Origin of the sequence: Okeania sp. SIO2C2 (assembly GCF_010692625.1) — a bacterium.
Taxonomy (GTDB): domain Bacteria; phylum Cyanobacteriota; class Cyanobacteriia; order Cyanobacteriales; family Microcoleaceae; genus Okeania; species Okeania hirsuta.
Window position 1 is genome coordinate 1 of sequence record NZ_JAAHGM010000064.1, and the last position, 26,635, is coordinate 26,635.

General features: G+C 36.6%; 15 protein-coding genes. 9 read left to right on the forward strand and 6 right to left on the reverse strand.

Annotation, left to right across the window (positions count from 1 at the left end; all coding sequences use genetic code 11):
• Positions 1-1,373: 1,373 nt before the first annotated feature.
• Positions 1,374-1,916 (forward strand): DUF4126 domain-containing protein, encoded by a 543-nt coding sequence (locus F6K18_RS30035; protein WP_287526359.1) that lies wholly within the window; start codon positions 1,374-1,376, stop codon positions 1,914-1,916.
• Between the two features lie 523 nt (positions 1,917-2,439).
• On the opposite strand, the gene hemH is transcribed toward F6K18_RS30035, so the two are convergent.
• The gene (gene hemH / locus F6K18_RS30040; protein ID WP_287526361.1) at positions 2,440-3,603 is read right to left on the reverse strand and encodes a ferrochelatase; all 1,164 of its coding nucleotides are present in this window, start codon (positions 3,601-3,603) and stop codon (positions 2,440-2,442) included.
• Positions 3,604-3,789: 186 nt separating this feature from the next.
• On the opposite strand from hemH, the gene F6K18_RS30045 reads away from it, so the two are divergent.
• Complete coding sequence (locus F6K18_RS30045) at positions 3,790-4,428, forward strand: class I SAM-dependent methyltransferase (protein ID WP_287526363.1); 639 nt, start codon at positions 3,790-3,792, stop codon at positions 4,426-4,428.
• A 213-nt stretch (positions 4,429-4,641) separates the two neighbouring features.
• Positions 4,642-4,875: a hypothetical protein gene (locus F6K18_RS30050; RefSeq protein ID WP_287526364.1), complete on the forward strand. Its 234-nt coding sequence runs from the start codon at positions 4,642-4,644 to the stop codon at positions 4,873-4,875.
• 257 nt (positions 4,876-5,132) lie between these two features.
• Here F6K18_RS30050 and F6K18_RS30055 read toward each other — a convergent pair whose 3' ends face one another.
• Both F6K18_RS30055 and F6K18_RS30060 read right to left on the reverse strand, forming a co-directional pair.
• Positions 5,133-5,453: a hypothetical protein gene (locus F6K18_RS30055; RefSeq protein ID WP_287526365.1), complete on the reverse strand. Its 321-nt coding sequence runs from the start codon at positions 5,451-5,453 to the stop codon at positions 5,133-5,135.
• 225 nt (positions 5,454-5,678) lie between these two features.
• Complete coding sequence (locus F6K18_RS30060; RefSeq protein WP_287526367.1) at positions 5,679-5,903, reverse strand: hypothetical protein; 225 nt, start codon at positions 5,901-5,903, stop codon at positions 5,679-5,681.
• A 607-nt stretch (positions 5,904-6,510) separates the two neighbouring features.
• On the opposite strand from F6K18_RS30060, the gene F6K18_RS30065 reads away from it, so the two are divergent.
• Together F6K18_RS30065 and F6K18_RS30070 are read left to right on the forward strand one after the other, a co-directional pair.
• A complete protein-coding gene (locus F6K18_RS30065; RefSeq protein WP_287526369.1) occupies positions 6,511-7,647 on the forward strand; it encodes a saccharopine dehydrogenase family protein in 1,137 nt (378 codons plus the stop codon).
• Positions 7,648-7,944: 297 nt separating this feature from the next.
• A complete protein-coding gene (locus tag F6K18_RS30070; protein WP_287526372.1) occupies positions 7,945-12,144 on the forward strand; it encodes an AAA domain-containing protein in 4,200 nt (1,399 codons plus the stop codon).
• 255 nt (positions 12,145-12,399) lie between these two features.
• Here F6K18_RS30070 and F6K18_RS30075 read toward each other — a convergent pair whose 3' ends face one another.
• Positions 12,400-12,558 carry a hypothetical protein gene (locus F6K18_RS30075; RefSeq protein ID WP_287526375.1) on the reverse strand — a complete coding sequence of 53 codons (159 nt, stop codon included), beginning with the start codon at positions 12,556-12,558 and terminating at the stop codon, positions 12,400-12,402.
• 113 nt (positions 12,559-12,671) lie between these two features.
• Between F6K18_RS30075 and F6K18_RS30080 the strand changes: the two genes are divergently transcribed.
• The 4 genes from F6K18_RS30080 to F6K18_RS30095 all read left to right on the forward strand — a co-directional run bounded on the left by F6K18_RS30080 (position 12,672) and on the right by F6K18_RS30095 (position 18,909).
• The gene (locus tag F6K18_RS30080) at positions 12,672-13,298 is read left to right on the forward strand and encodes a TetR/AcrR family transcriptional regulator (RefSeq protein ID WP_287526377.1); all 627 of its coding nucleotides are present in this window, start codon (positions 12,672-12,674) and stop codon (positions 13,296-13,298) included.
• Between the two features lie 1,118 nt (positions 13,299-14,416).
• A complete protein-coding gene (gene opcA / locus F6K18_RS30085) occupies positions 14,417-15,799 on the forward strand; it encodes a glucose-6-phosphate dehydrogenase assembly protein OpcA (RefSeq protein WP_287526380.1) in 1,383 nt (460 codons plus the stop codon).
• A gap of 742 nt (positions 15,800-16,541) precedes the next feature.
• Positions 16,542-18,806, forward strand: coding sequence for a hypothetical protein (locus tag F6K18_RS30090; protein ID WP_287526382.1), 2,265 nt, complete (start codon positions 16,542-16,544; stop codon positions 18,804-18,806).
• Positions 18,772-18,909, forward strand: a complete 138-nt coding sequence (locus F6K18_RS30095; RefSeq protein WP_287526385.1) for a hypothetical protein — start codon at positions 18,772-18,774, stop codon at positions 18,907-18,909. The genes F6K18_RS30090 and F6K18_RS30095 overlap by 35 nt, the downstream gene beginning before the upstream one ends.
• A gap of 606 nt (positions 18,910-19,515) precedes the next feature.
• Here the strand turns inward: F6K18_RS30095 and F6K18_RS30100 are convergent.
• Together F6K18_RS30100 and selD are read right to left on the reverse strand one after the other, a co-directional pair.
• Complete coding sequence (locus tag F6K18_RS30100) at positions 19,516-22,656, reverse strand: pentapeptide repeat-containing protein (RefSeq protein ID WP_287526387.1); 3,141 nt, start codon at positions 22,654-22,656, stop codon at positions 19,516-19,518.
• Positions 22,657-23,517: 861 nt separating this feature from the next.
• Entirely contained in the window at positions 23,518-26,274 is a 2,757-nt protein-coding gene (selD, locus tag F6K18_RS37410; protein ID WP_287526389.1) for a selenide, water dikinase SelD, read from the reverse strand.
• Positions 26,275-26,635 lie beyond the last annotated feature (361 nt).

The following is a 26,635-nucleotide window of genomic DNA, read 5'->3' on the forward strand; positions in this document are numbered from 1 at the left end:
AAAATAACTAAAAGTTGGCATCCCCGTCGGCGATCACTCTCAATTATTTCTATTTTTCAGTGATTAAATTCACTGGAGACAGAGGAACATTGCCAGATATGATTAGCGTAATTATTACACTAACTATTTTGCTTTTTGTCCAAAGTCCAAACTTTAATAAAACTTTCATTTAAAATTGTTGTACTGTTCATTCAAAACTCCTACTTTTTGGTAGCTTAAAACTAAGGAATACAAATTAAATTAAATTTAATTAAGTTTTCGACATTCTTAGACCAAAATTTATATTAATTTTGGCTGCATATTGCTGATAGGATAAGTCTAATTGCTAGTATTCAGTCACAGAAAAAAAAGCATTTCCCACCTGGAATACGAGACCATAATTGCTTAAAAGTTTTTCCTCAACGGTCTCGCCGTAACCCATCCGATAATTCCTGGTTGAAAATGGTTGACCATTATTGATCGCCACTTTTTATTTTTTTTCCCACATAACATCATGTCCGGTTGAATACTTATAAATAAACGACTGAGCAGTCAGGAGGACCTAGTCAGGAGGGAAGAAAGAAAAAGAAAGAATCAAAGAGGAGAAAGTTTTTTTGATCACGCTCTTATCCGGACATGATATAAGCGATCAGTTCATCAATTTCTGTTACTTCAGTTTTTTTTCCAAAATCCTGCGCGGATATCTATAATTAGGGTTTGCGGAGTAAAGTCTTTTTGCTGAGGTAGGGAGTAGAGACCCACCCCTAACCCCTCCCAGGAGGGGAAAAAGGGAGTAGGGAGTAGTTAGGACGTAGAAGAAATGGGAATTACAGAGTAATATCATGTCCGGTTAAACAGTGATAAATAAATAACTACGGAGGAGTCAGGATTCAGGAGTCAGGAGTCAGGAGGAAAGAGGTAATAAAGAAGAACAACTGGAGTTGAAGGAGAAAGTTTTTTTATAACTAATTATCCGGACATGATATAAGTGGCCAAAATAATATTAAGAGTGATTTTTCGGCTTTTGCTTCCCGAAAATGCTCGTAAGCATGAACCCGAGCAACTGAAAAGCTCATTCTTTTTCAAGACATAAAAAGCCTAAAACCAATATCAGTCAATGCTTTGATATTTAATCAGCAAGCCCCATGTTATACATCTCCAAGAATAAAAAATCAAATCAATTATCCCACAGAAACTATCGATTCTTTCCCCCTACTCCCTACTCCCTCTTTCGGAGGAGATGTCTATTATCTATCAGTCAAAAATATCAGAAAAATTATCCTTAAATATTACTTTAAAGGGGTGAAATACCTGAGTCTAGAGATTCCTCCCGGACATCAGCAACTAAATACTAAAATAGATAGTAATAGTAGTAATACTCTGTGTTGTCGTTTATGGTAGAAGTCCTAGCAGCTTTGTCTGCATCAGCAGCAGCAGGTATCAGAATAGCCTTACCGTTACTGTTAATCGGTTTATGGCAAAATGATTTATGGTCGAAAGTACCTCTGCTGTCCAATATTTCCCCACAAATAGTAGTGGGAGTTTTAGTTAGTTGGTCTTTATTTGAAATATTTGCCTCAAAACGGCTGTTAGGCCAACGCATTCTAAATTTAATTCAACTTCTATTCAGTCCAATAGTAGGAGCAATTATGAGTATGGCGATCGCCAAGGCCACTCATTTAGAAGACTGGTTAACGATCGTGATGGGAGTAGTTGGTGGTTTACTTGCCTTAGTGCTGCAACTTGTTCAGGTAGGATGGTTTTATCGATGGCGTGGTTTGCCAGTCTGGATGCTATTAGTTCAAGATCTTCTATGTATTTGCCTGGTAATTTTTGCTTTTGACGCACCACAACAAGGGGGATTAATTGCCTTACTATTGTTGTGGCTAGCAATTCGTAGCTATCAGGATTGGTATCGGTGTTATAAAGGACTTTAGAACCTACGTTCCGCACGACAAAATGTAGCATAGAAGAAGGAGTCAGGAGACAGGAGACAGGAGACAGAATTTAGAAGAAAATCATAGCTGCCGCGATCAAGTCAACAATTAAGTAAGTATTTATGCTTAATATTTCACTGAGAATTTGACTCCTGATCGAGGTAAATGAAGTCAAAAGTCAAAAGTCAAAAGTTAGAAGTTAGAAGTAAATTATAGTGGTCAATAGAAATCAACGATTAAGTAAGTATTTATGCTCAATATTTCACTGAGAATTTGACTCCTGATCGAGGTAAATGAAGATAATTTATATAGTATAAATACTTAAACAAGCTAAGGATTTTATACTAATTTTCATGTTACAAAATGTGGGTTTAAGGATATAGCACTACCCATGAAGATTAGGACAAGTAAGAAACTTCAAAACTCTTCACTGTAATGTTTTGACTTTAGCTGATAGCTGATAGCTGATAGCTATATAGATTAATTTTAGAAAGGGCATCGCTAGATGCCAAATGTCCCTATTCTAAAGTAAGCCAGCCAAGTGTAAGGGGCCATAACCAGTAATTAACTCCAACAACAAAGCCATAAACCCAAGCATTGCTAACCGTCCATTCCATACTTCTGCGGTGGTAGTCAAACCCCACTGCCATTTTTCTTGGGGATACATTTTGATAATTTTTTTCATTTGGATGGCATCGGAAAAAAGACGAGTAGGAGCATCCAGAGCTTCAATAACCAAATCTGCTAAATCATTGATAAATACTGGATGGGTATTGAGAGCAGGCACTCGGTAAAAATTACTAATTCCAGCTTCTTCTGCCACCTCACGATATTCCATATCAATTTCTTGCAGAGTTTCAATATGTTCGGAAACAAAGCTAATGGGAACTACTAATAAATCTTTAACCCCATCACTGGCCAATTCTTGAATAGCCTCTTCAGTGTAAGGTTTCAACCATTCCACCGGACCTACCCGACTCTGATAAGCTAAGGTATGAGAGTTAGAACGATTCAAAGCCTTCATAATCTTATCGACACAGTCTTCAATTTCTGCCTGATAAGGGTCTCCTGCTTCTTCAACGTAGCTAACTGGTACACCATGAGCACTGAAAAAGATATGAACTTGCTCTGAGTTGGGACAGTTATCTAATTCTTGAGCAATTAATTCTGCCATGGCCTGAATATATCCTGGTCGTTGATACCAAGAGGGAATAACGGTATATTCAGTGTTCTGTAATTCTGGGTCTTTTTGCCAGAGTTGATCGAGTAGCCGAAAACTAGAACCGCTAGTGCTGATAGAATATTGAGGATAAAGTGGCAGAATTACTAACCTTTCTATTTGGTCGCGCTTAATTCTAGCGAGAGCTTCTTCTGTAAAAGGATGCCAATAACGCATTCCTATATAAGTTTGAGCTGTTAATCCTTTTTCTTCTAATTGTTTTTCGATCGCCAAACCTTGCTGTTCGGTAATGGATCTTAATGGAGAACCACCGCCAATTTCTTTATAATTGTCCTGAGACTTTTGAAAACGCATGGTGGAAATAAACCATGCTAAAGGTTTTTGCAACCAAGGAAAGGGGAGACGAATAATTTCTGGGTCAGAAAATAAATTAAAAAGAAAGGGACGGACATCTTCAAGTTGCTCTGGCCCACCTAAATTAAGTAATAAAACTCCAACACGACTCATAATATTAATCAGGCTCCAATTTTAATATTTGTTACTAAATTTAACATATTAATATTTTCTTAAGTATATTTTCTAATAAATTTAGAGTCAACTACTACCCCAAATCTATTCCAATTGAGCGATCAAGTATAAATTTTATTTATACACTTTTGACTTTTGACTTTTGACTTTTGACTTATTAATCTCATGGCAACAATTTTAAGAGACTGGAGCTATAAATATCAATGGTTATATGACGGTATTTCCCGTTTAGCAGCTCTTAGTGTTGGCGGAGAAAGTAACTTTCGTCAACTAGCTTTACAAGGTTTAACCATTGAGCAAAATACTCAAATACTTGACCTTTGTTGTGGTAGTGGTCAAGCAACTAATTTTCTAGTTCAACACTCCCAAAATGTTACAGGATTAGATGCTTCTCCACTATCAATAAATAGAGCGAAAAAAAATGTACCATCGGCTGAATATATTGAGGCATTTGCTGAGGATATCCCATTCTCAAATAATCAATTTGATTTAGTACATACCAGTGCTGCTCTACATGAAATGAATTCTGAACAATTACGGCAAATTATTCAAGAAGTTTACCGCATTCTTAAACCAGGAGGTATTTTTACTTTTGTTGACTTTCATCGTCCGACAAATATTCTTTTTTGGCCGGGGTTTGCCATATTTTTATGGTTATTTGAAACTGAAACTTCTTGGGATTTTATTAATACAAATATCTTGGAATTATTACAAGAAGTAGGGTTTTATTTAGTTGATACTGACTCACCTAAACCCCTTTTATATGCTGGTGGTAGTCTTCAGATAGTTCAAGTTAAAAAATAAAAAATAAAGTTGCTTAAAAACCTGTTTAACCTGTGAGTTATATGATAATTTGATAATTATGTTTAAACTTGACCGAATAATTAATAATTACCCATAGGAAAAAATCTGTGTAGAGTTTTAGCATATATTGGTGAACCACTACAAATTTATCAATTGCTTCTGAGACCTGATAATTCTATAGTGAATCAAAGCTTCGATCCAGAAGATCATGATATGATTCAATTAGCTGGCTTTGGTTTAGCTACCTGGAGTAAAGGTACTCTCAGTGAAGATTATCCTTTTATTTATAAGGGCATCAAACCTCAATTTGATCACCGCAATTTAGGGTCTCTATGTGAGCGTCACGAAACAAATGTCCTTCTGTGTCATATTCGTGCTAGTGGTTATAACAGCCTTAATTATGAAGCTGTTGTTAATGAAAATATTGCCATCCTTTTATTTTTCTAGGATTTCGGTTAGCTGTGGGATGTTGGTTGGTAGATCACTTCAATTTTCATAAGCGTAGATCAGCAAAATCATTACTTGTTTACCACTACCACAATCAAATTATGTCAATAAATAGTATTTAGAAATAGGAAATTCAAGTAGAGCAAAATTTTTGAGAATTGGTATAACAGTTTCCTTTTCCCCACCACCTTGAAGAATACGAAGAAAAGGAAGTAGGAGAGGAAACAAAATTTACACTTTTTTGCTGAATATCTTGTTTAAGAATTTGACTGATAAATTTGTCTTAACTGGTCGATATTTTTCACAGTCTTGAGAGAGGCCAGAATTGTTTCTAAAACTTGAATATCTTCAATAGAATTAATCTCTGAAAATATCTCTTTTCCTGAGGAGCTAAATTTCAATTCTAATGCTATTTCTATTCCAGAAAGTATTCCTCGTTGTTCACCTCTTTGTTCGCCAATTTCAATTCTTCTTTGTTGACCTATTTCAATTCCACGTTGTTGACCTATTTCTACTCCCTCCTGTAAAATTTGTTGATAGCAAGGAGATTGTTGTAAAACTGCCACATCCCACCTCATTATTTGTTGTACTATTTCCGTCTTTAACACAAATGTAGCAAAAAATGCTAGTAAATTTTCTCATTCTGATAGTTGTTAATCTTCCCGTAAAAGTTGCAATGCTTGTCTGACAGTTGCTTCTTCTCCTCCTCCCTTAACAATAGGAACAAAAGGAAGTAGGGAGAGAAGAGGTTGTTGAAAAACTTCTTGTGCTTCTATTTCCCACAGGTTAATAACTCGATAGTCTTAATATGCTCTCAAATTAAGAAATTCTGATTCATAACAATTGACTATTTCTGTGGTTGTGCTTGGTTGGAGAATATTTATTAATACAGGATAAACGGGTTTTTTGTACTTTTCTTCTGCTAATGCGGCATAAGCACGCATCCAACGTGGCATTTCTGTATTATACCTTAATTGCATTTCATTGAGAACTAGAAACTCTCCATATTCTTGAGTTGAAACACGCATCAAAACATCCCCTTCTTGACTTACCCACTGGAAGTCTGAAGAAATAATTTATTCGACATTAATATTGATAATTTCTGTCACCCATTCTACCCAACGACTGGGGGCAATTCCAATTAGACGTTTACTACTAATATCGACTTTTTTTGTCATTGGATGAAATCTAGTTTATTCTGTCTGTTAAAAATTATCATAATATTAGACATCTGGTAAAAATCCAAAATAAAATCAATTATTATCCATAAATTATCAATTATTTATCATTCCAGCTCCGGTGTTTCCTGTGACCTCTTTTCTGGAGATTTATATTGTAGTTTGTAGTAAATCGACACACTAAAATTTTGAAATAGTAGGATAAGTTTCTGGTTAAATTAATGAGTCTTAACACTTAATTAAATTAACCCGCTCCTGATGATACAATGCAGAAAATTAGTTTTGTCAGTTTCTGATAAAGGAAACAAAATTCACACTTTTTAATCTACATTTTGATGTTTCCTATAATGTCATATTAATTATGACTAAAAAATAAGGTTTCATAGCAAGTCCGATTTAGAAAAACTGACTTCTGGCTTTAGCTAGAGGTACTATTAACTAATAACTGATAACTGAAATGAATAACCAAGTTTTAATCATCGGTGGATATGGCAGAATTGGTAGTAGTGTTGCTAGAGATTTAGCTACTTATACCAACTCAGAAATTACTATTACCGGACGTAAAACAGAAGTAAATATCAAAGAAATTCCTATTCCTGGAGTTAAATATTTAACTTTAGATTTAGCAGATAAAGAAACAGTCAAAAATATTATTCATACTTACAGCAAATATTCTGGAAATTTAGTCATTCATTGTGCAGGTCCATTTCATCATCGCGATACTAATGTTCTGAAAAATTGCATCGAAGTAGGTGTTAATTATGTTGATATTAGCGACCATAGAGGTTTTACTTCTAAAGCTTTAGAATATTCTGCAGCTGCCAAACAAGCTGGAGTTACTGCAATTATTAATACAGGTATTTTTCCAGGAATTTCTAATAGTTTGGCTCGTCAATCAGTAGAACAATTTGATGAACCAGAAGAAATTCATTTCAGTTATGTAGTAGGTGGTTCGGGTGGAGCGGGAGTAACAGTAATGCGTACTACTTTTTTAGGTTTACAAAATCATTTTGAGGTGTGGAAAAATAACAAGTGGGAATTTGTTAAACCTTATAGCGATCGCCAAGTTATTGATTTTCCTAAACCCTACGGAAAAATTGGAGTTTACTGGTTTGATATGCCAGAATGTTTGACTTTGCCGACCTCTTTTCCGGTGCAAACTGTAACTACAAAGTTTGGTTCTTTTCCCGATTTTTATAATCATCTGACTTGGATGACTGCTCATTTATTTCCTGTTAGTTGGTTAAATAATTCGGGGGTAATAGAATTTTTGTCTCAAGTTAGTTATAAGATGACTCAAATTACAGATAAATATAGTGGTACTGGTGTAGCAATTCATGCAAAAGTTATTGGTAAAAAGTCAGGGAAAAAAGTTAATTTTTGCTCATCAATTATACATAAAGATACTGCAACTGTTACGGGTATTGGTGCTGGTGGTATTGCCGAATTAATTTTGTCTGGGAAATTGAATAAACCGGGTGTTTGGTCTGTGGAAAATAGTTTGTCTACCGAATTATTTGAACAAGTAATGCAGAGTCGTGGTTTTGTGAAAAATTGTAGTGAAGATTCTGTAGTTTATCAGGTAGGAAATTAAATATATACCAATCAGGAATCATATGTGAAAATTGAGGTTTTCCTTTTAAGTATAGAATATAGCAGTTCTCTTATTCTTATATATTCGTTTTTTCTTCTTCCCTATTCCCTATTCCCTATTCCCTCCATACCTAAAACGAAAGTCTCCAATATCTCGTAACTAAAATATTATGGCTATATATTGATAGTTATAGTCATATCGTAACGAGTTAGTATAAATTGAGTTATAATTTCCAATCATAGCCGTATTGCATGAGGCTGAAAATTAAAATACTTGATTAACGAATAAATTATTATTATGTCAACAACAAAACTATCAGTTCGAGCTACCGATATTGCTGAATATATTCGTTATCAGTCATGCGATCGCCGATTTAAGTTAAAATATAAGGACTATGAACTTGCTAAAAAAGATATTCCTTTTTCTAACTTAATTTTTGCTACTTCTTTAGACCCAGTTTTGGAAGAGGAAGGTCGAATAAGAGAGAATGAATGGGAAACTTCGCTGCAAAAAGATGGCTTTCTTGACTTAACTAAAATGAGTGAGAAGTCTAAGCAAGAAGATAAAGCAACTGAATGGAATGACTTCGTTGAAAAGCTGAAAAATTTGCCAGAAAAACAAAAAGCTTATGGACGAGAAATTTCAATAGAAGGAACTCTGGGAGAATTTAATATTTATGGACAAATTGACTTTGTAGTTTTGCTCTGGGAAAACGATGAACCAAAATTACGATTAGTTGAAAGTAAAGCATCTCGAAAAGACCGGACTTATCATCAAGTACAAGTTGGTTTATATCAGATATTGGTACGTCAGTTAATAGAAAAAAATTCAATCAATATTTGTGGGATAAAACTAAAACCAGAAAATATAGAATCTGTTGTGGTTCGGATTGATGAAAATACTAATAAAAGTCAGGATATTATCAAATCTCCAGCTTTAAATCTCGAAACAATAGAAGCTGATATTAATCGTCTTGTAGCATCTGATGGTATTTTAAAGTGGATAGTTGAAACTGATTTATCTGATTTAGATTATCAGCTAGACCAAAAATGTAGTGACTGTACATTAAGCGTTCATTGTTTAGCTGAAAGTGCTAGAGAAAAACGTTTAGAATTATTAGGAATAGACTCATCAATTGTCAGGGTATTGCATAATGTAGGTGTTAATAATCTTGATGATTTATCTGAACTTAATTTAGAAGGAAATCAAGCTGCTGAAATTCAAAAAGATACAAGTTTTACAGAGAATTTAGAGCTTCTTCAATTAAAAGCAAAAACCCGTAGAGGTACTCTTCCTGATGGAGATTCTAATCCAGATACTTATGAAGTAGAAGCACTGCCAAAATATTCAGGTCAAAGTCAACTTCCCAAACATATTATTAATGGAGAAGATTTGATTCGAGTATATCTTACTGTTGAATATGATTATGTCGAAAATAGGATAGGTGCATTAGCTGCTCATGTTACTAAAAGTCACGGAAAATTAGATCCAAAATTTGAGAAAAATGAAGAGGGTAAATGGCAACCAGACCCGAAAATTAAGGAGTATATAGAAGCAGGAAAAGATCACAACAATAAAACTGTTTACCAAGAAAACGAACTTGAAGGTAAAGATGTAATTAAATTCAAAACATCCGCATGGACGGGAGAATATAAAGAAGACAATGGTTCAGAAAAAGAGTTAATACAAGGATTTTTATTAGAATTAGTTGATACTATCGCCGAAGTTGCAGAAACAGAAGAAGCTGCCATTCATTTTTATGTTTGGTCACGTCAAGAAATGACCCAATTAGTTGAAGGTTGTTCTCGTGTTAGTTCCCAACTTCTAAGTCATTTACGGGAGTTACTTGGTTGTCGAGAAAGTCTAGAACAACTAATTTATTCTTGCCTTGATGATGAAGTAGATCGTCGTTATGCTTTGGGATGGACAGGTAGAGATTTAGCAGTTGTAACTTCTCTGAAATGGTTTGGCAGACGTTATCATTGGCGACGAAAGATTAACGGAAAATTTGTTAATTTAGACCAAGTTTTTTCTCAAGATATATTTGACTTTAAAACTAATTTAGAGATAGAAAGTAATAATCAATGGGCTACTTCAAAATCAAATACTGACAATATTCGTAAACATCAATTTGAAGTGAGACTAAGATATTTTAATTCTTTCAGTGCAGCATATTGGCGTGCCTATTGGAGAAAACTTCCTAACCCTAATGACCCAAAAATTAAAGCCGAATTAAAAAAACCTATTAAAAATTATAATCAAGCACAAACACCAAATTATTTAAAAGAATATTTTCGCGCTCGTACTCATGCTATTAGGTGGGTTGAAGAGGGAATAAGGTTTAAAAATTCCGAGATAATAAAACAATCTTTGACTATTGCTGATTTACCAGATTTTAATTTAGGTGTAGATAATGCTGCTCAAGCAGGAATAGATTTTCTCCGTTTAGACCAGCACGTTAAAGTAACAGATTGGATTGCTAATAATTTAGTTCCACCTATCTATCGTATTTCTTTAGGCCGAACAATACCTATTAGAAATATAGAGTCATATAATAATAGGTTAATAGCAGAAATTAATTTTGATGGATATAGTATTACTCCTGAACTTTTACAAGCTAATTGTACAATTGATGAAAGTTCTTTTGTTAGGCTTAGTCCTTGTGCTGAAAATCCATATCAAGGTCAAACAATAAATCAACTTTTGCGTGCTGGAAGTACCTGTATAGTAAATGAAATAAATTGGGAAACTAAATATATAGAACTATCTCCTATTTTTAGCAATTCTGATAGGTATAAGTTATTTAGTAATTCTTATAGTAATAAAAATCAAGAACAAATTTTTACAAATGCCACTATTGATGAAAGTCCCTCAGATTTTGTAGCTGGAAGAGTCGATGATAAATTACAGAATACTCAAGGAAATCATGTTTGTCGATGGTTAGCTCCAGAAAATCCTGAAATTCCACCACAAATTACTCCTTTAGAAAATGATTTAGAAAAATATCAAAACTTTCTTAATTCCTTACCATTACCAAATAATAAAAAGCTCGATGATAAGCAAATAGAAGCAATAATAAATGGATTAAAAACTAGGATTCAACTTTTACAAGGTCCACCGGGTACAGGTAAAACAGAAACAACGGCGATCGCTACTTTTTTAAGAATTTTGGCACGAAGTTCTCCTGGGGATATTGTTCTTATTACTGCCCATACTCATAAAGCTGTAGATGAATTACTCTTACGTCTAGATCGCCTTTTACCTATTTTGAATCAACACGCTATTAATCTAAACTTAAACTTATCATCAATTCAACTGAGCAGAGTCGATCCTAAAAATAAAGAGGATTTTCAAAATACGAATGTTAATTCATTTCCTTCTAAACCTTGTGTCAATGATGTTAATCAAATGCGTAAAAAGACAGTTCTAGTAATTGGAGGAACAACCAATGCAATTTTAAAAATGGTTAATGAATTGAATCAACGAAAGAAATTTTTAAAAGACTATCCCCAAGGTTTTCAAACAAAAACTCTTATTGTTGATGAAGCAAGTATGATGGTATTTCCTCACTTTCTAGCATTAGCAACATTAGTCAAAAATGATGGTGAAATAATGTTAGCTGGAGACCATCGACAACTTACCCCTATTATTACCCATGATTGGGAAAATGAAGACCGTCCTCCTGTAGTATCTTACCAACCTTATGTTAGTGCATATCAGGCTATTCAAAACTTAAAAGAAAACTCAGATACTCAAATTCCTGATGAAGCAATATTATCTTCTGCCTTGAATTTTACCTTTCGTTTACCGCCAGTTATTCGCGAACTTATTGCCCGTCTTTATCGCAAGTTAGATAATATTCAATTACGAGGCAAAGAAAAAGATAAAAATATAGAAGAACAGCAAATAAATGGAACTTGGGAAAAACTTTTGCCAGGAAATAGAGGTCTTTATCTTGTTCTTCATTCTGAACGTAAGTCAAGACGTAGCAATCAAATAGAAGTAGAAATAATTAAACAAATTATTGATGCAGGTGGAGAAATTCCTGATGGAAGTATCGGAATTGTTACCCCACATCGTGCCCAAAGAACTCTACTTAAAACAGAGTTAGCAGATTACTATGGAAATGCTGTTGATGTGATAGATACTGTAGAAAAATTCCAAGGTGGTGAACGTCCAAACATAATTGTTTCTGCTACAGCAAGCGACCCGTCTGCTATTAGTAAAAATGCCGAATTTATCCTGAATCTTAATCGCTCAAATGTAGCTTTTTCCAGAGTTCAGGAAAGATTAATTGTTGTTTGTTCTAAAACTCTTTTAGATTATATTCCGGCAGAATTTGAACATTATGAAGAAACAATGTTATGGAAATCTTTACGTTCCCAATGTTCAGAGGTTATTTTTACTGAAACTATTAATGAATATAAAGTAGAGGTTTTTACACCTCCTTTAGAGCAAATAACTAAAAATTTAAACAACAAGGAAAGTATAGAATAGAGTTGTCAAAATAATTGTTAAATGGTGTGTTGTTCACAAAAGGCGGGAAATCTGTATAATTGAACTATCAGGACTTACGAAAAAGACGAAATTATACACCATTTTTAGGCTTTAACAACCGTTAACTCCTACTATATTTTGTGGTTATGGACAAGTCCTGAACTATATAAAAATACTAATGGCTAATTAATCTTCCTTTACTAATACTAGCCATTAGCAGTGAATAATATTGAGAGTCTAATATTAATCACAAAATTATTCTGACTTAGCAGTAAAATTTCTTTCTTTGTGGGAGCGATCGCCAACTTTTTCTATCCAGTTGAATAACCGCTTTGAAACTTGCAGTTTACCGTTGATAATTTCGTCAGATAAGACGATTGTGCCTGCCAATATGGAGATACAAATTATACTCATATTATTAATTATATACTTAGACTAGACCGTATAGTTTGATTATATTTACAATATATAACTACAAGTTTGATAATGTCAACTCAGAAGGAAAAAAATCTCAAGGAAAAAAGCTAATGACCAAAATCAAGAGGCTGAAAAAACACGGCCAGGGTGCTGTCGGCAAAGCAGAACAAATATTAAGAGGAGCAATACCAGAATTCCTCAAGAATGGTTATGCTTGTACCAGTATGGATAAAGTAGCCAAAGCAGCAGGGGTATCGAAACAGACACTATATAGTCATTTCACAGATAAAGAAGGATTATTCAAAGCCTTAGTCAAGCGAGTAGCTACCAAAAAATTTAATTTTGTTTGGTCACAACCACTTGAGGGAGAACCGGAACAAGTATTGCGCAACTTAGCGGATAGATTACTAACAGAAAATATCAACGATACTGAATATTTAGAATTTGTCAGATTAATTATTGCTGAGTCAGGAAAATATCCAGATTTATCCAAGTTATTTTTAACTCAAATAGCAAAACCAGCAGTAGAAACTCTGACAAAATATTTGCAAGAACATCAAGAATTAAACCTTGACGATCCAGAAGCAACTGCTAGAATTTTTGTTGGTTCTTTAGTATACTTTATTCTGAATCAAAAAGTACTCCATGGCATGGAAGTAATGCCAATGGAAGCTAGTCGTTATATTGATAATTTAGTAGGTTTAATTTCTAGTAAAATCAAAAACAAAACGCTTTGAAGAAGGTTTTAGGTGTTAGGTTATTCAACAATTAATAATTAATAATTACCTCTCCTTGAAAAAAAGAGGATTGACTAATCATGAAAAATTTTTCTTCTCTTGGTCTAATGGATATGGCGAGGAGACCCATCCATCCCATCCTAACGGAATGTTCCGCAAACGACCGCAAGTTTCTCCAAGAAATGAGAGGTTTTAAACCTTAATTATTCGGTAACCAAAAATCAAAAAATGGGGGAGTGTAGTTGAGGATAGAGAAGAAGGTGTTAGGAGAAGTAACTTAAATCAAATCCAATCACAATCAGAGCAATAATTAGTAAGCATTCAGCAGTCAGCTATTGATGATCGGAGGAGGTAAAAATAATTGAGAAATGCAATTTATAAATTTGGATATATAGCAATGAGCGCTGGTATATTTACAAATTGTAGTAGGGGCAAAAGAGCTAGAAGTCTTATATGATTCCTACGGAATGCTTGCGCAAACGGCAATTTATTCCCCCTGTTCCCAGTTAAGTGTTGCCTGTTCCCTGCGCACAGCGCTATAATTAAAACTTACTGTAAAATTATGCTTCTTGAAGCTTATAATATTTATGCATTATTTGCTGATGGCTGACTGCTAAGAGCTGAATTCTTACAATAATTATTAACTAGATTGAGAGATATCTAAACACTATTGAAAATCAACATATAGCAATCAGGAATCAGTTGTGAGAATTGAGGTGTTCCTTAAAAGTATAGAAGATAGCAATTATTATATTCATATGATACGTTTTTCCCTGTTCCCTGTTCCCTAAAAGTTTCCCATATCTCACAACTCAAATCATATTGCTATATATGATTAGCAATTAAAAATTTAGGGGTAACATTTATTAAAAAAAGTTTAAATCACTGGGCAATAGGAAATAACTTATAATTAGTAACTAGGTATAACTTGCCAATTTACGCTACCCTATATAATCAAAAGTCTACTTAGTAATAGTTAGCCAAGAAAGTATGGCATAAATACTCAAATCAGTCTAGAAGACTAAGGACAAGCGCCAAAATCAGGACAAGATTACCAATTCTCATTACCACTGACTTACTTAAATCAACAAAAACTAATACTAAGGACAAACAAAAAAATGACTACACCAATTGTTGCCTTACAACAACCAAAAGATATTTCTCTAGGAGAAATAGAAGAAGAATTAAGTAAAATTTGGCTTAGTCAAAATGGAGGAAAAGCAGCACCCATTGCTACCAGAGCTGCTACCTTTAGCATGGTAATTTACGAACCAGAAGAATTTCAACAATTACTGGGGGGATTAGGATTCTACGAAGGCCCCATTGATGGCATTCATGGGCCACAAACCAGGGATGGAATTAGAAATGCACAAAATACATATCAACTGCCAATCACAGGTAGAGTAGACCCGGAAACCCTAGCTAAATTGCGCGAGGAATTTGCCAAACAACCAGGAGACCGACAACAAGTCACAAACATTAATGTCAGAGGATTTAGTTTAGCAGATGCGATCGCGGCTCAAAATCCCTGTCGTATAGTTACTCTGTGCCCAAATATTGGGGAAGAAGATACAGGGGTAATAGCTCAAGTATCTGCCTACTGCCCAATTCAGAAGCAAAATACCTCAAATCTAGTTTGTAGTGAGTATGTCACCCTACGGGGAACCAAATCAGCAATGGAAAGGGTAGGTGAAACGGTAACATCATTAATGATTCCCGATCTACCTAAATTTGTATGGTGGAAAGCAACTCCCAACACAGACCAGGAATTATTTCGGAGTTTGTGTGAGACCAGTAATTGCATAATTATGGATTCCTGTTACTTTTCCGATCCAGAATCAGAGTTTTTAAAGATGCAGGAGTTGATTGATAATGAAACCTATATTGCCGATCTCAACTGGCATCGTCTTTCAGCTTGGCAAGAGTTAACTGCTGCGACTTTTGACCCTCCCCAACGAAGGGCAGCTTTATGGGAAGTTGATACTATTACACTTGACTATGAAAAAGGAAATGCTGCTCAAGCACTAATGTTTTTAGGTTGGTTTGCTAGTCGTCTTGATTGGAAACCAGTTTCTTATGCAGAAGTGGGTGGTGACTATGATCTTACTCATATAAAATTTCATGGGCAAAATAATCAAGAAATTGTTGCCGAATTAGCAGCTATTCCTACTGCTGACTTTGGTGAGATTCCTGGAGACTTAGTCGGTGTGCGTTTGGGTTCGACTAATCCTAATGCTGATATTAATTGTTGTACAATTTTGTGTTCTGAAACTACTGGTTGTATGCGTTTGGAATCTGGCGGTAAGGCGCAGTCTTGTCTGACAGAGCAGGTAACAGCATTAACTGATCAGAAGGCAGAAGCGTTGATGGCGCAACAGTTACAACGTTGGGGAAGGGATGTTTTATATGAGGAAAGTTTAGAAATGACAGCACAGATATTGAAGTTAAATGGGAAAGAGGAGTTAGGAGTCAGGAGTCAGGAGTCAGGAGTAAATTTTTAAAGGAGATTTCAACCCCTCCGCGCACCTTCCGGTTTATAGAAACCGGGGGTTTCAACCCAGAGCTGCTCAAAGCTGTTAAACGGAAAATAGGTAATGGGTAATGGTTCAACAATTAATAATGAATAATTAATAATTACCTCTCCTTGAAAAGAAGAGGATTGACTAAAAGGATAATTTTTTCTTCTCTTGGTCGATTGGATATGGTTAGGAAACCCATCCATCCCACCCTACGGGAAGCTCCGCTTTTTCCTACGGAATGCTTCCCTACGGGATGCTGCGCAAACGCAAACATGTCGCGCAGCGTTAACGGAGTTGTGCGCTAGCAAAACGACCGCTTTTTTCTCCTTTAAAGGAGAGGTTTTAAACCTTAATTATTCGGTAATAGGAGATGAGGAGGAAATTTGTTTAAAAGGAAGGAGCAAACTAATCTGTAGGGACGTTGCATACAACGTCCCTACCTATTTCCTACCCCCTAAGGACGAAAATCATAGCTAAATTCACCAACGCCTGATTTTTTAATTTTGACTGATAACTGATATAGCAGTTTCCGAAGCTATGAGGTACAGTTGTTTTTATTCTTTTCTGTTCCCTGTTCCCTCTCTAGGTGCGCGTTCCCTTGCGTCTGACGCCGACGCGGGGTCGCACCGCTGTTCCCTGTTCCCTCAAACCTAAAATTTTGACCTTATAACAACGGGAAACACTGTAACTGATAACTGATAACTGATCTAGAGGAGTGTAATGAATGAGTGAAGTCCGTAACTGGTTGAAAAGTATTCCTACCCAAAACAAAAAAATTGCTGTTCAAATGAAAGTTGGGGAGTTATTAGAAGCTGGAAATTTCCAACAGTTATATCAATATTTAATAGATTTTGATTTTATTAAAGCTAAAATTGCTGTTGATGACCTCCAGGTATTAATAGAGGATTATAACTCAATATTACACCCTGCAAAACCTTCAGATATAACTGCTCAACAAATAGAGACTTTGAGATTAATTCAAGGAGTATTTCGTCTATCGGAAGATATTATCAAACAAGATAAAAAACAACTTATAGAACAACTTTGGAGTCGTTTAGTAGGCATTGAGAATCCAGATATTCAAAACTTATTAGAGCGGGCAAAAAAAAGTAGAAGAAATGCTTGGTTGCGTCCTTTAGTTCCTACTTTCGCACCCCCCGATACAGAATTAATTCGTACTATCAAAGGTCATACAGAAATTATCAATACTGTAGTAGTGACAGCGGATAATAAACAAATAATTTCCGGTGCTAGAGATAATCAAATTAAAGTTTGGAATCTGGAAACAGGAAAAGAACTATTTACTTTCACTGGTCATAAAAAAGAAATTACATCATTAGCAGTAACATCTGATGGAAAACTACTTATTTCAGCCTCAGCAGATGAAACAATAAAAATTTGGGATTTAATCGAAAAAAAACCAATAATGACCCGAAATCTACATTATGGACCAGTAACTTCAGTAGTTCTTACACCAGACGAAAAAGAATTAATTTCTAGTTCTGATGATGGTACTATTAAAATCTGGAATCTAGAAACAGGGTCAAATATTCACTCTATTAAAGCTCATAAAGCAGAAGTAAAATCTGTCACAATTACACAGGATGGAGAAAAAATAATTTCAGCTTCTTTTGACAAAACTATCAAAGTTTGGAATCGAAAAACAAGGAAATTAATTAAGACAATTAAAGGTCATAGTTCAGAAGTTGAAGGAGCCGCAGTTACGCCAGATGGAAAGCGAATTATTGGGTACGACCTTGATGGAGAATGGGATTTCTTTTTCGGTTGGATTTATGTTTGGGATATAAAAACAGGAGAAGAAATATTTCAATTATCTGGTCATGATAGTGTAGTTCAATCTGTAGCAGTAACCCCTGATGGTAAACACTTAGTTTCTGCATCCGGTGATTCAACAATTAAAGTTTGGGATTTAGAAACAGGAAAAGAAATAGCTACTTTTAGAGACCATAGTCGTTATGTAAATGATATTGTCATTACAAAGGATGGTAAACTGGCAATTTCTTGTGGTTCTGACCCTAGTATAAAAGTTTGGGATTTAACAAAAGTTTGGGAAAATAATCGTGTAAATTATACTCCTATTGGTCATATAGAAGAGATTAATGCTGTTGCTATTGCTCCTAGTGGTAAATGGGCAATTTCTGCTGGTTGTGACTGTAAATTAAAAGTCTGGGATTTAACAAATTTTTCTGAAGTTTGTAATATAGAAATAGAACGCTTTGCAATAGTACATTGTTTTGCAATTACTCCAGATAGTAAACAGATATTTCTTGGTTTTAGCAGTTCAGAACCTAGTACTGAAATCAGAAAAATGAAATGTCGTAATCCCAGAACTCAAGAAGAAACATTTGCTTTTTTATCCCCTTTACATTTAGGAAATTTTATGGTAGTAACCCCAGAAGGTGAAGCTCTTATTTCTGGATATTGGGGAAACCGTGGAATGAAGATTTGGGATTTAGAATTAAGGCAAGAAGTTGGCTATTTAGGAGGTCATGAAGAGGAGGTATCTTGTATAGCAGTAAGTCCTGATGGTAAGTATGCGATTTCAGGTTCTCACGATACAAATGTTATGGTTTGGAATTTAGAAACAGAAGAAAGAGTTTTGATTTTGACTGGTCATGTTGACTTAGTTAATTCTGTGGCAGTGACTCCTGATAATAAGTATGTTATTTCAGGTTCTTATGATCATGATGTGAGAGCTTGGAATTTGGAAACAGGTGATAAAGTTGGTGTGTTCAAAGGTCATGAAGGAACTGTATTAGATGTTGTAGGATTAGCAAATAGTCGAGCTATCTCTGCTTCGGAAGATAAGACTTTGAAATTGTGGGATTTAACAGCTAAAAGTAAGAAGGCGATCGCTACTTTTATCGGAAGTAGTGGATTCAAACGTTGCGCAGTTGGACCGGATGGAAGAACTATTGTTGCTGGTGATTATTTTGGGAGATTACATTTTTTGTATTTGGAAGGTTAGTAAAGGAAGAAGGAAGAAGGAAGAAGGAAGAAGGAAGAAGGAAGAAGGAAGAGGGAAAAATATTGCTTTGTCTGAGTTTTACAGCGCTTTTCATAATGGATAATTAGAGTAGTCCAGTAGGGTGTGTTAGCGGAGCGTAACGCACCGCAAAGTAGTAGACTGACACAACTAAAATGGTGCGTGACGACGGATTGTTAAATCCCTTTCATAGTCTGACTTTAAGCCGTAAATACGCACCCTACAAAATTTACTTGTTTCCTGTAGGTTGGGTTGAGAGAAACGTTAGCGGAGCTGATCCGGAGGATAAACCCAACAGATGCTAGCTTCTTGTGAGGTTTCCTTGAGGTGAACTGAGGAAAATTGTTCATGAGGGAAAATCCCCTAATACGAGACTTTCGGGCAATGCAACAGATACATCTTGGTGTTGGGTTTCCTCGAGGAGACCCAACCTACAAACTTTTCTTGCTTCATGTAAACCGATAGTTTCCCGTAGGTTAGGTTGAGAGAAATGTTAGCGGAGCTGATCCGGAGGATAAACCCAACAGATGCTAGCTTCTTGTTAGATTTCCTTAAGGTCTTCTTAGGAAAATTGTTCATGAGGGAAAATCCCCTAATACGAGACTTTCGGGCAACGCAACAGATACACCTTGGTGTTGGGTTTCCAGGCGTCAACCCAACCTACAAACTACAAAATTTACTACTTGAAAATTTACTGTTGTTGTTGACTTGCTGCTTCCGACTGAGCAACTGCTGCGGCAAATTCTGGATTTTGTTGTAGCTCTTCTGGAACTTCTCTTGCTTCATGTAAACCGATAGTATTTGACCATTTAGTATGGTTATCCCATTTGATGTTACTGAGGTAGGCATCACTGAGGTCAGCATCACTGAGGTCAGCACTACTAAGGTTGGAACGAATGAGGTAGGCACGACTGAGATAGGCACCACTGAGGTAGGCACCACTGAGGTCGGCACGACTGAGGTTCGCATAAATGAGATTGGCACTACGAAGGTCAGCACGACTGAGGTTGGCATAAATGAGGTCGGCACGACAGAGGTTCGCATAAATGAAGTTGGTACTACTGAGGTCAGCACCAGTGAGATAGGCATCAATGAGGTTCGCATAAATAAGCTTGGCACCACTGAGGTTAGCACCACTGAGGTCGGTACGAATGAGGTTGGCATCAATAAGGTAGGTATTAATGAGGTTAGCACCACTGAGATCGGTACGAATGAAGTTGGCACGACTGAGGTTAGCACCACTGAGGTTAGCACCACTAAGATCGGCACGAGTGAGGTCGGCACCACTGAGGTTAGCACCACTAAGGTCGGCACCACTAAGGTCGGCACGAATGAGGTTGGCATCTCTGAGGTTGGCACCACTGAGGTCGGCATCTCTGAGAAAACTACCTACTATTTCGTTAAAAGCAAAAACTCCAAGACAGTTACTGTAACCAATAATCTTTAATAGTTTTGTGTCCTCAAAATCTGCACTGTCAGGTTCAGGTTGACCGCAAGGATAAAAATGCAACTGCTCCCGCAACTCCTCCTGAGACCTCCCATAACGATGCAGCTCAAACAACAAGATCATCACATTCAACCCCGTATAAATATCCACCCGACGCTGCCCAGACTCAATACCCCACTGCTGCAACTGCCTCGCCTTTTTCTGAAGTAAAGTTTCCTCCGCCGCCTCAATAAACTTCCCTTCGCACCAGTCCAGATAAAACCCATGCAACCGCTCAAACAACGCCACTAGCTCAACCTGATTTTTCACCAATAACGCCATCAAATATTCGACAACTTCCGCCTTCAAACGGTCATAACCAAACAGATCGTAAACCTGCCATTCTAACTCTTCATCAGACACCACATAAGTCTTACCTCGCCTCTCAGTTTTCTCCGTCAAATCTTTCAGACTTTCTGCCATTCGTTTTGCACAGAGAAACTCACCAAAACTCTTATGAAAAAACTCCACCGAATTTTCTGCCCTTGCTGCCGACTTCAAATAAAAAGCAGCCAAAGCATTTTTCAACCCATCCTCTCGTCTATCTTGCCTAGCATTTTCAATTAACGCCTGCAACTTTTTATATCCCTGTTTCACCAGTCGGTCTTCAATCATTTTTATTGCAGCATATTCGCTACCAGACTGCACTACACACAACCCTGCTTCTGCCAACAAAATTTCTAAATCTTCTTGCTCCAACTGCGTAATTTCTCGACTAACATTCCCTCGCTGTTTTTTCAGCACCCATTTCAACGCCTGCTCATAAATCAAAACTTTTGTACCACCAACATCAACAGTAGCAGACATCTCTCCCTGTAACTGCTTATCTCGGTGCATTGCAGCTAGCAAATATAACAAAAGTGGTTCCCGCGCCAACTCCTTAACTTGCTCAGGAAATTGTTCGCTGTGCAAAAAATCCCGAAACTTTTCTGTTTCCGCTTCTCCTACAACCGTCTGCCACTTCTCAAACCACTTTTGCTGAATATCATCACCCATCGGCAAAATACTAACCCGCTCCAGATTAGATGGCATCAACCTTTCAATGCCATAAAGCGCCAAAGGTCTACCTGTAATCAAAACCCGATGACCGCGCTCCTTATTTTCTGCTGCTTGTTTCTGAAACTGCGCCACCTGGTCTAAAAACACCTTCAACTCATTACTTGCACCGCGCTCCAACAACAACTCATCAAACCCATCTAGCAAAAACAGAAATCGAGTATTGCGGTCTGTCAACCAACCGCTATCAGTCTTCATAAAATCCCGACCCACAGCATCAGCTAAAGTATCATCAATATTTGCTGCAAACCTTTTTACATCCCGCAACCGAATCAAAATAGGTGTATAAAAAGGATGTAGTACCCGGCGCACCCACTCAGCAAACATCCGGCAAAATAAACTTTTTCCTCTTCCCGGTCCTGCTTGAATAAATAACACCTGTTTGTCTTTGTTTTTATCCAGCAAAATTGTTTTTGCCCACTTCTCAATATTCTGAGGTGTTGCTGTTTCTTCAACCTTCCCATCGGAGTTAACAGGTTTGACTTCTAGTGGCACATAAATTTGTCGAAAAGTGAATTTTTCATCAAATACTTCTTCGTCTGGTTTAATAGCGATCGCCTCTTTCAAATACTTATCAATACTCCCATAAACTTCCAAATCTTGTTGCCACCCATACCCATAAATTCCGGCTAATTTCTTAGCATTGTCTTTCACATCTAGCACTGCTTCTTTTATATAACGGTGAGTATTGCGAGAGATTCTTTCGGTGACAATTTTAGCATTATTTTCAGTCAAACCAGATTCTTTGAAGCGTTTAAGCAAAATTTTATCAAACTTTTTTCTCAAAGGTGAATCATAAAAACAAATCAAAGTATCTTTAGCATCTAGGCCATTAAAATATATTTCTCCATCCAACTTTTTAATCTGTTTTTGTACCGCTTCCGAAGCCTCAGTTTCTGTCAGCCTATTTTGAATTTTTGGATGGTCTATTAAAAATTGTCGTAAACTTTCTAAATAAGCCACCTGAGCCACCAATTGTACTTCATCTTCTAAAGTTGGCTCTTGACGAGTTTTTTCAATAATAAAAGTAATAATTCCAGTTGCAATAGGCAAAAAAGGTAAACCCGCCCCGGCAACTTTTCCCAGGGGAGAATTTAACACATCCAAAACAGAATCAATATTTTCAATAAAAGGTTTTAATTCTTTAGCATCCTTATTTTCTTGTAGAGCTTTTGCTATTTCCAAAACTGCCTTACCAGACTCAACTCCACCTTTAACAGTTTCTGATAAATTCAATTCTATTTCTGTGTTGAGAACTCGCCAAATATTCCGCCAGAGTTTAGTTGCCATAGTTAATTTTTATTCCTTTAATTTTTGCACAATATATTTGTATATCTACAGTTTAATTTCTGTAAATTCCTGATGTTATACAATTTTGAAAAAAGAATGTTACGAATAATAAGCACCATAAAAAGACTTTGAGATAAAGTCTGTTTCACGAAAAAGGTAATTTGCAACATCAAAAATGGTATTAAATCTATCCATTCTGCATTCTAAATTCTAAATTCGCGCATTAAAATAAATACCCTAACTATTTGTAGCAAACATTTATCAATTTGGTATTATACCATTTCTCAAAAGTATTGCTACATATCCTTGAGAGTAGGGAGTAGGTTCATTAATTGATAATTGATAATGGATAATTGATAATTACCTCTGGTTAAAACCGTCCTTGATTGAAAATAAGGAAATATTATTTCTTCTCTTGGTCGATTGGATATGGCGAGGAGACCCGCTCTGATCAGAGCCGCTCCGCTAACGCCATCCCTCGACCGCTTTTTTCCCCTTAAAAGGGGATGCTTTAAACCAGAATTATTTAATTATTAATTATTAATTATTCGGTAAAAAGGGATAAGATGTCTTGGTTTGATACCGATAATCGTTACAAACATGATTCAACTATTATTATTACTTAATAACTGAAGTTTCATGGGAAGTATAGCATTATTTTGGGTGGATCTCATATTTGCAAAAATACTTTTTTCCTATATATTCCCTGTTCCCTGTTCCCTGTTCCCTGTTCCCTAAAAGCGATAAATTTTTGGCTTTATTCAAAATTGAGATGCACCCATTATTTTTGGGAATTGGTATTAAAAGAATTGTAGTCCAGTAGTGGACTGACACATATTATTTTATGCATTGGAGCGGTGCTTAAGTCCCCCTTACAAAAATAACTTCTGACTTCTGACTTCTGACTTCTGACTTCGTTAACACTCTACCAATAATTCTACTTTCAGAATATTCCTGCTGCAGGGCCTGCAAACAAGCACTCGCTGACTCCCCAGGTACAGTAGCAAGCAACCCCCCAGAAGTCTGTGGATCAAACAACAATGGATAAAGAACATGGGTACTTACCTGCTCCGAATTTTGAATTGATGCAGACATCCGCAGATTTTCCGGATACAGCGAACTAAAAATACCTTGCTGCAAAATTTCTGCTACTCCTGGCAATACAGAAATCGCCTCCATTTCCAACTCCACAGTAACTTGAGAAGCTTTCACCATTTCCAGCAAATGTCCTACTAATCCAAATCCCGTCACATCCGTACAAGCAGTCGCACCATATTCTAATAACAATTTGGCAGCATTCTGATTTGGAACCAACATTGATTCAATTGCACTTTCAATCCAACGTCCCTTTGCTCGCAGACGCATATCCGCAGCAAATAACACTCCCGTCCCCAACGCTTTCGTCAATATCAACACATCTCCCGACTGCATCCCACTGTTGTACAATAGTTTCTCCGAAAATGCTAAACCATTGCAAGTAAGACCAAAAGCTAATTCTGCTCCCTCAGTTGTATGACCCCCCATCAAAACAGCACCTGCCTGATTAAGAATTTCCGTTGCTCCCAATAACAATTGATATAAATCATCCTCTTGTTGAGTGGATGAAGCATAAGGAATAGTAGCGATCGCCAAAGCACTTTGAGGAGTTGCTCCCATGGCAAATAAATCGCTCAAACAATGATTAGTCGCAATTTTTCCCAATAAATAAGGGTCATCCACCAATGCAGGAAAATAATCAATAGTCTGCACCATCACCTTATCTTCTGGCACCCTAACTACTGCTGCATCATCAGGAGTATTTATACCAATCAAAATATCATCCCTCTGTGTTTGCTGTTGAATGCGTTGCAGCACCTTCTCCAAAACCTTACTGCCTACCTTCGCTCCACAACCAGCACAGTGCATAATTTGGGAATCTTTCCTCTTTCTACTCTTCCCTTTCCCAGAGGAGGGATAACTTCTACCTTCCATCTTCAGGTTGGTAAACTTATCCATAAATTTGCGGTCAATGTGGTCTTTCCAACGCCAAAGTAAAGACTCAGGACCAAATCCCATTTTGCCACGAGAAGCGATCGCTCGTTGGTCTCCAGTACCAATTAAAATCAGGAAGTTTTTCTGAGGTATAAACGACTGTAGAGGTTTTCTCTGGAGAGCGCGTTGTAAATTTTCCAATAAGGGTTTTCCTTGTCGTACTGCAAAAACACCAGCTTTTGGTCGTGCATGGTTAACCATTGTTGCCACATCTCCAGCAGCAAACACTTGCGGATGAGAAATTGACTGTAGTTTGTCATTGACTAAAATAAAACCACTAGCATCTGTTGCTAACCCCGCTGTTTGTAACCAAGGTGCAGCAGATGCTTGAGTTACCCAGAACAGGATATCGCATTCTATTTGTAATCCCGAATTACACTCAATAATTTTGGGCCCGAAGTCTTGGTTTTTTTCATCATTCATCCGTGCATCAGTGGCAAAATCACTGTCTTGCTCATCCTTGTCTAGAATTTTCTCATAATTCATCCGTGCATCAGTGGCAAAATCACTGTCTTGCCCATCCGTGGCAAAATCACTGTCTTGCCCATCCGTGGCAAAATCACTGTCTTGCCTCTCCTTATCTTGAGTTTTCCGATCATTTATCCGTGCATCAGTGGCAAAATCACTGTCTTGCCCATCCGTGGCAAAATCACTGTCTTGCCTCTCCTTGTCTAGAATTTTCTCATAATTCATCCGTGCATCAGTGGCAAAATCACTGTCTTGCCCATCCGTGGCAAAATCAATATCTTGCCTCTCCTTATCTTGAGTTTTCCGATCATTTATCCGTGCATCAGTGGCAAAATCACTGTCTTGCTCATCAGTGGCAAAATCACTGTCTTGCTCATCAGTGGCAAAATCAATGTCTTGCCTATCCTTACTTTTCACCCCAGTAACATTTTCTTCTAAATGCAATACCACACCGCGACTTTTCAGAATTTTCTCAACTTGCTTTCCCACCCAACGATGGCGTCCGGGTAATAGTCTTGTAGTCCGATGAAACAGATGCAACTCCAGATTATTAGTCGGTTGTCTAGCATCCTGATAAATTTGATGGAGATGACTTTGTACTGCAAATGCTAACTCCACACCTCCGACACCACCTCCAACTATTCCGATACAGATTTTTTGTTCTGGTGACTGAGCAACTGTTGCTGTTATCTGGTGCCAGTAGGTGAGAAATTTTGATATGGGTTTGACAGGAATAGTATATTCTCTTGCTCCCGGTACGGTTAAGCTAGCGGGAGTACTGCCAATATCAATGGATAGTACATCAAAAGTTACAGGTGGACGGTTAGCGCAAATTACCTGATTTTTCTCCAGGTCTAGACCAATAGCGCGGTCTACAAATATTCTAGCTCCGGCAAATTTTGCGAGGGGACGCAAGTCAATATGACATTGGTCGAAAGTATATAAACCTGCCACATATCCAGGTAGCATCCCAGAATAGGGAGTATGATATACATCTGTAATTAAGGTTAATCTTACTCCTGGTATAGGGTTCATCGCAAAATCTTTAATAGCGATCGCATGGCTATGACCGCCACCTATTAGCACTAGGTCTGTTTCTACTGGTATGGATGATTTCATTATGAATTTAGAATTTAGAATTCAAGAATTTAGAATTTATAATTTAGAAAGAATTACCTCTTCTTGAAAAGCAGAGGATTGACGAACAGGAAAATTTTTATTTATTATCCTCTTAAAAGGGTCGGCTTTAAACCACAATATTTCGGTAATAAACAAATCATAACTAAAGGCAAAACAATCGAAATAGGTAAATTATAGGCTTGGAGCGGTTATTTTTAGAGATAATTTTCAGCCTTTTTTTTGTAGCATTCTTTGATTGGTATAATTAAAATTTAAAAAGTAGATAAAAATTATTCAAATAGTGAGTTCAAGTCAAGCTTAAATCGAGCATAAAACCCAAGATTATTCCTTTAAGAAAATA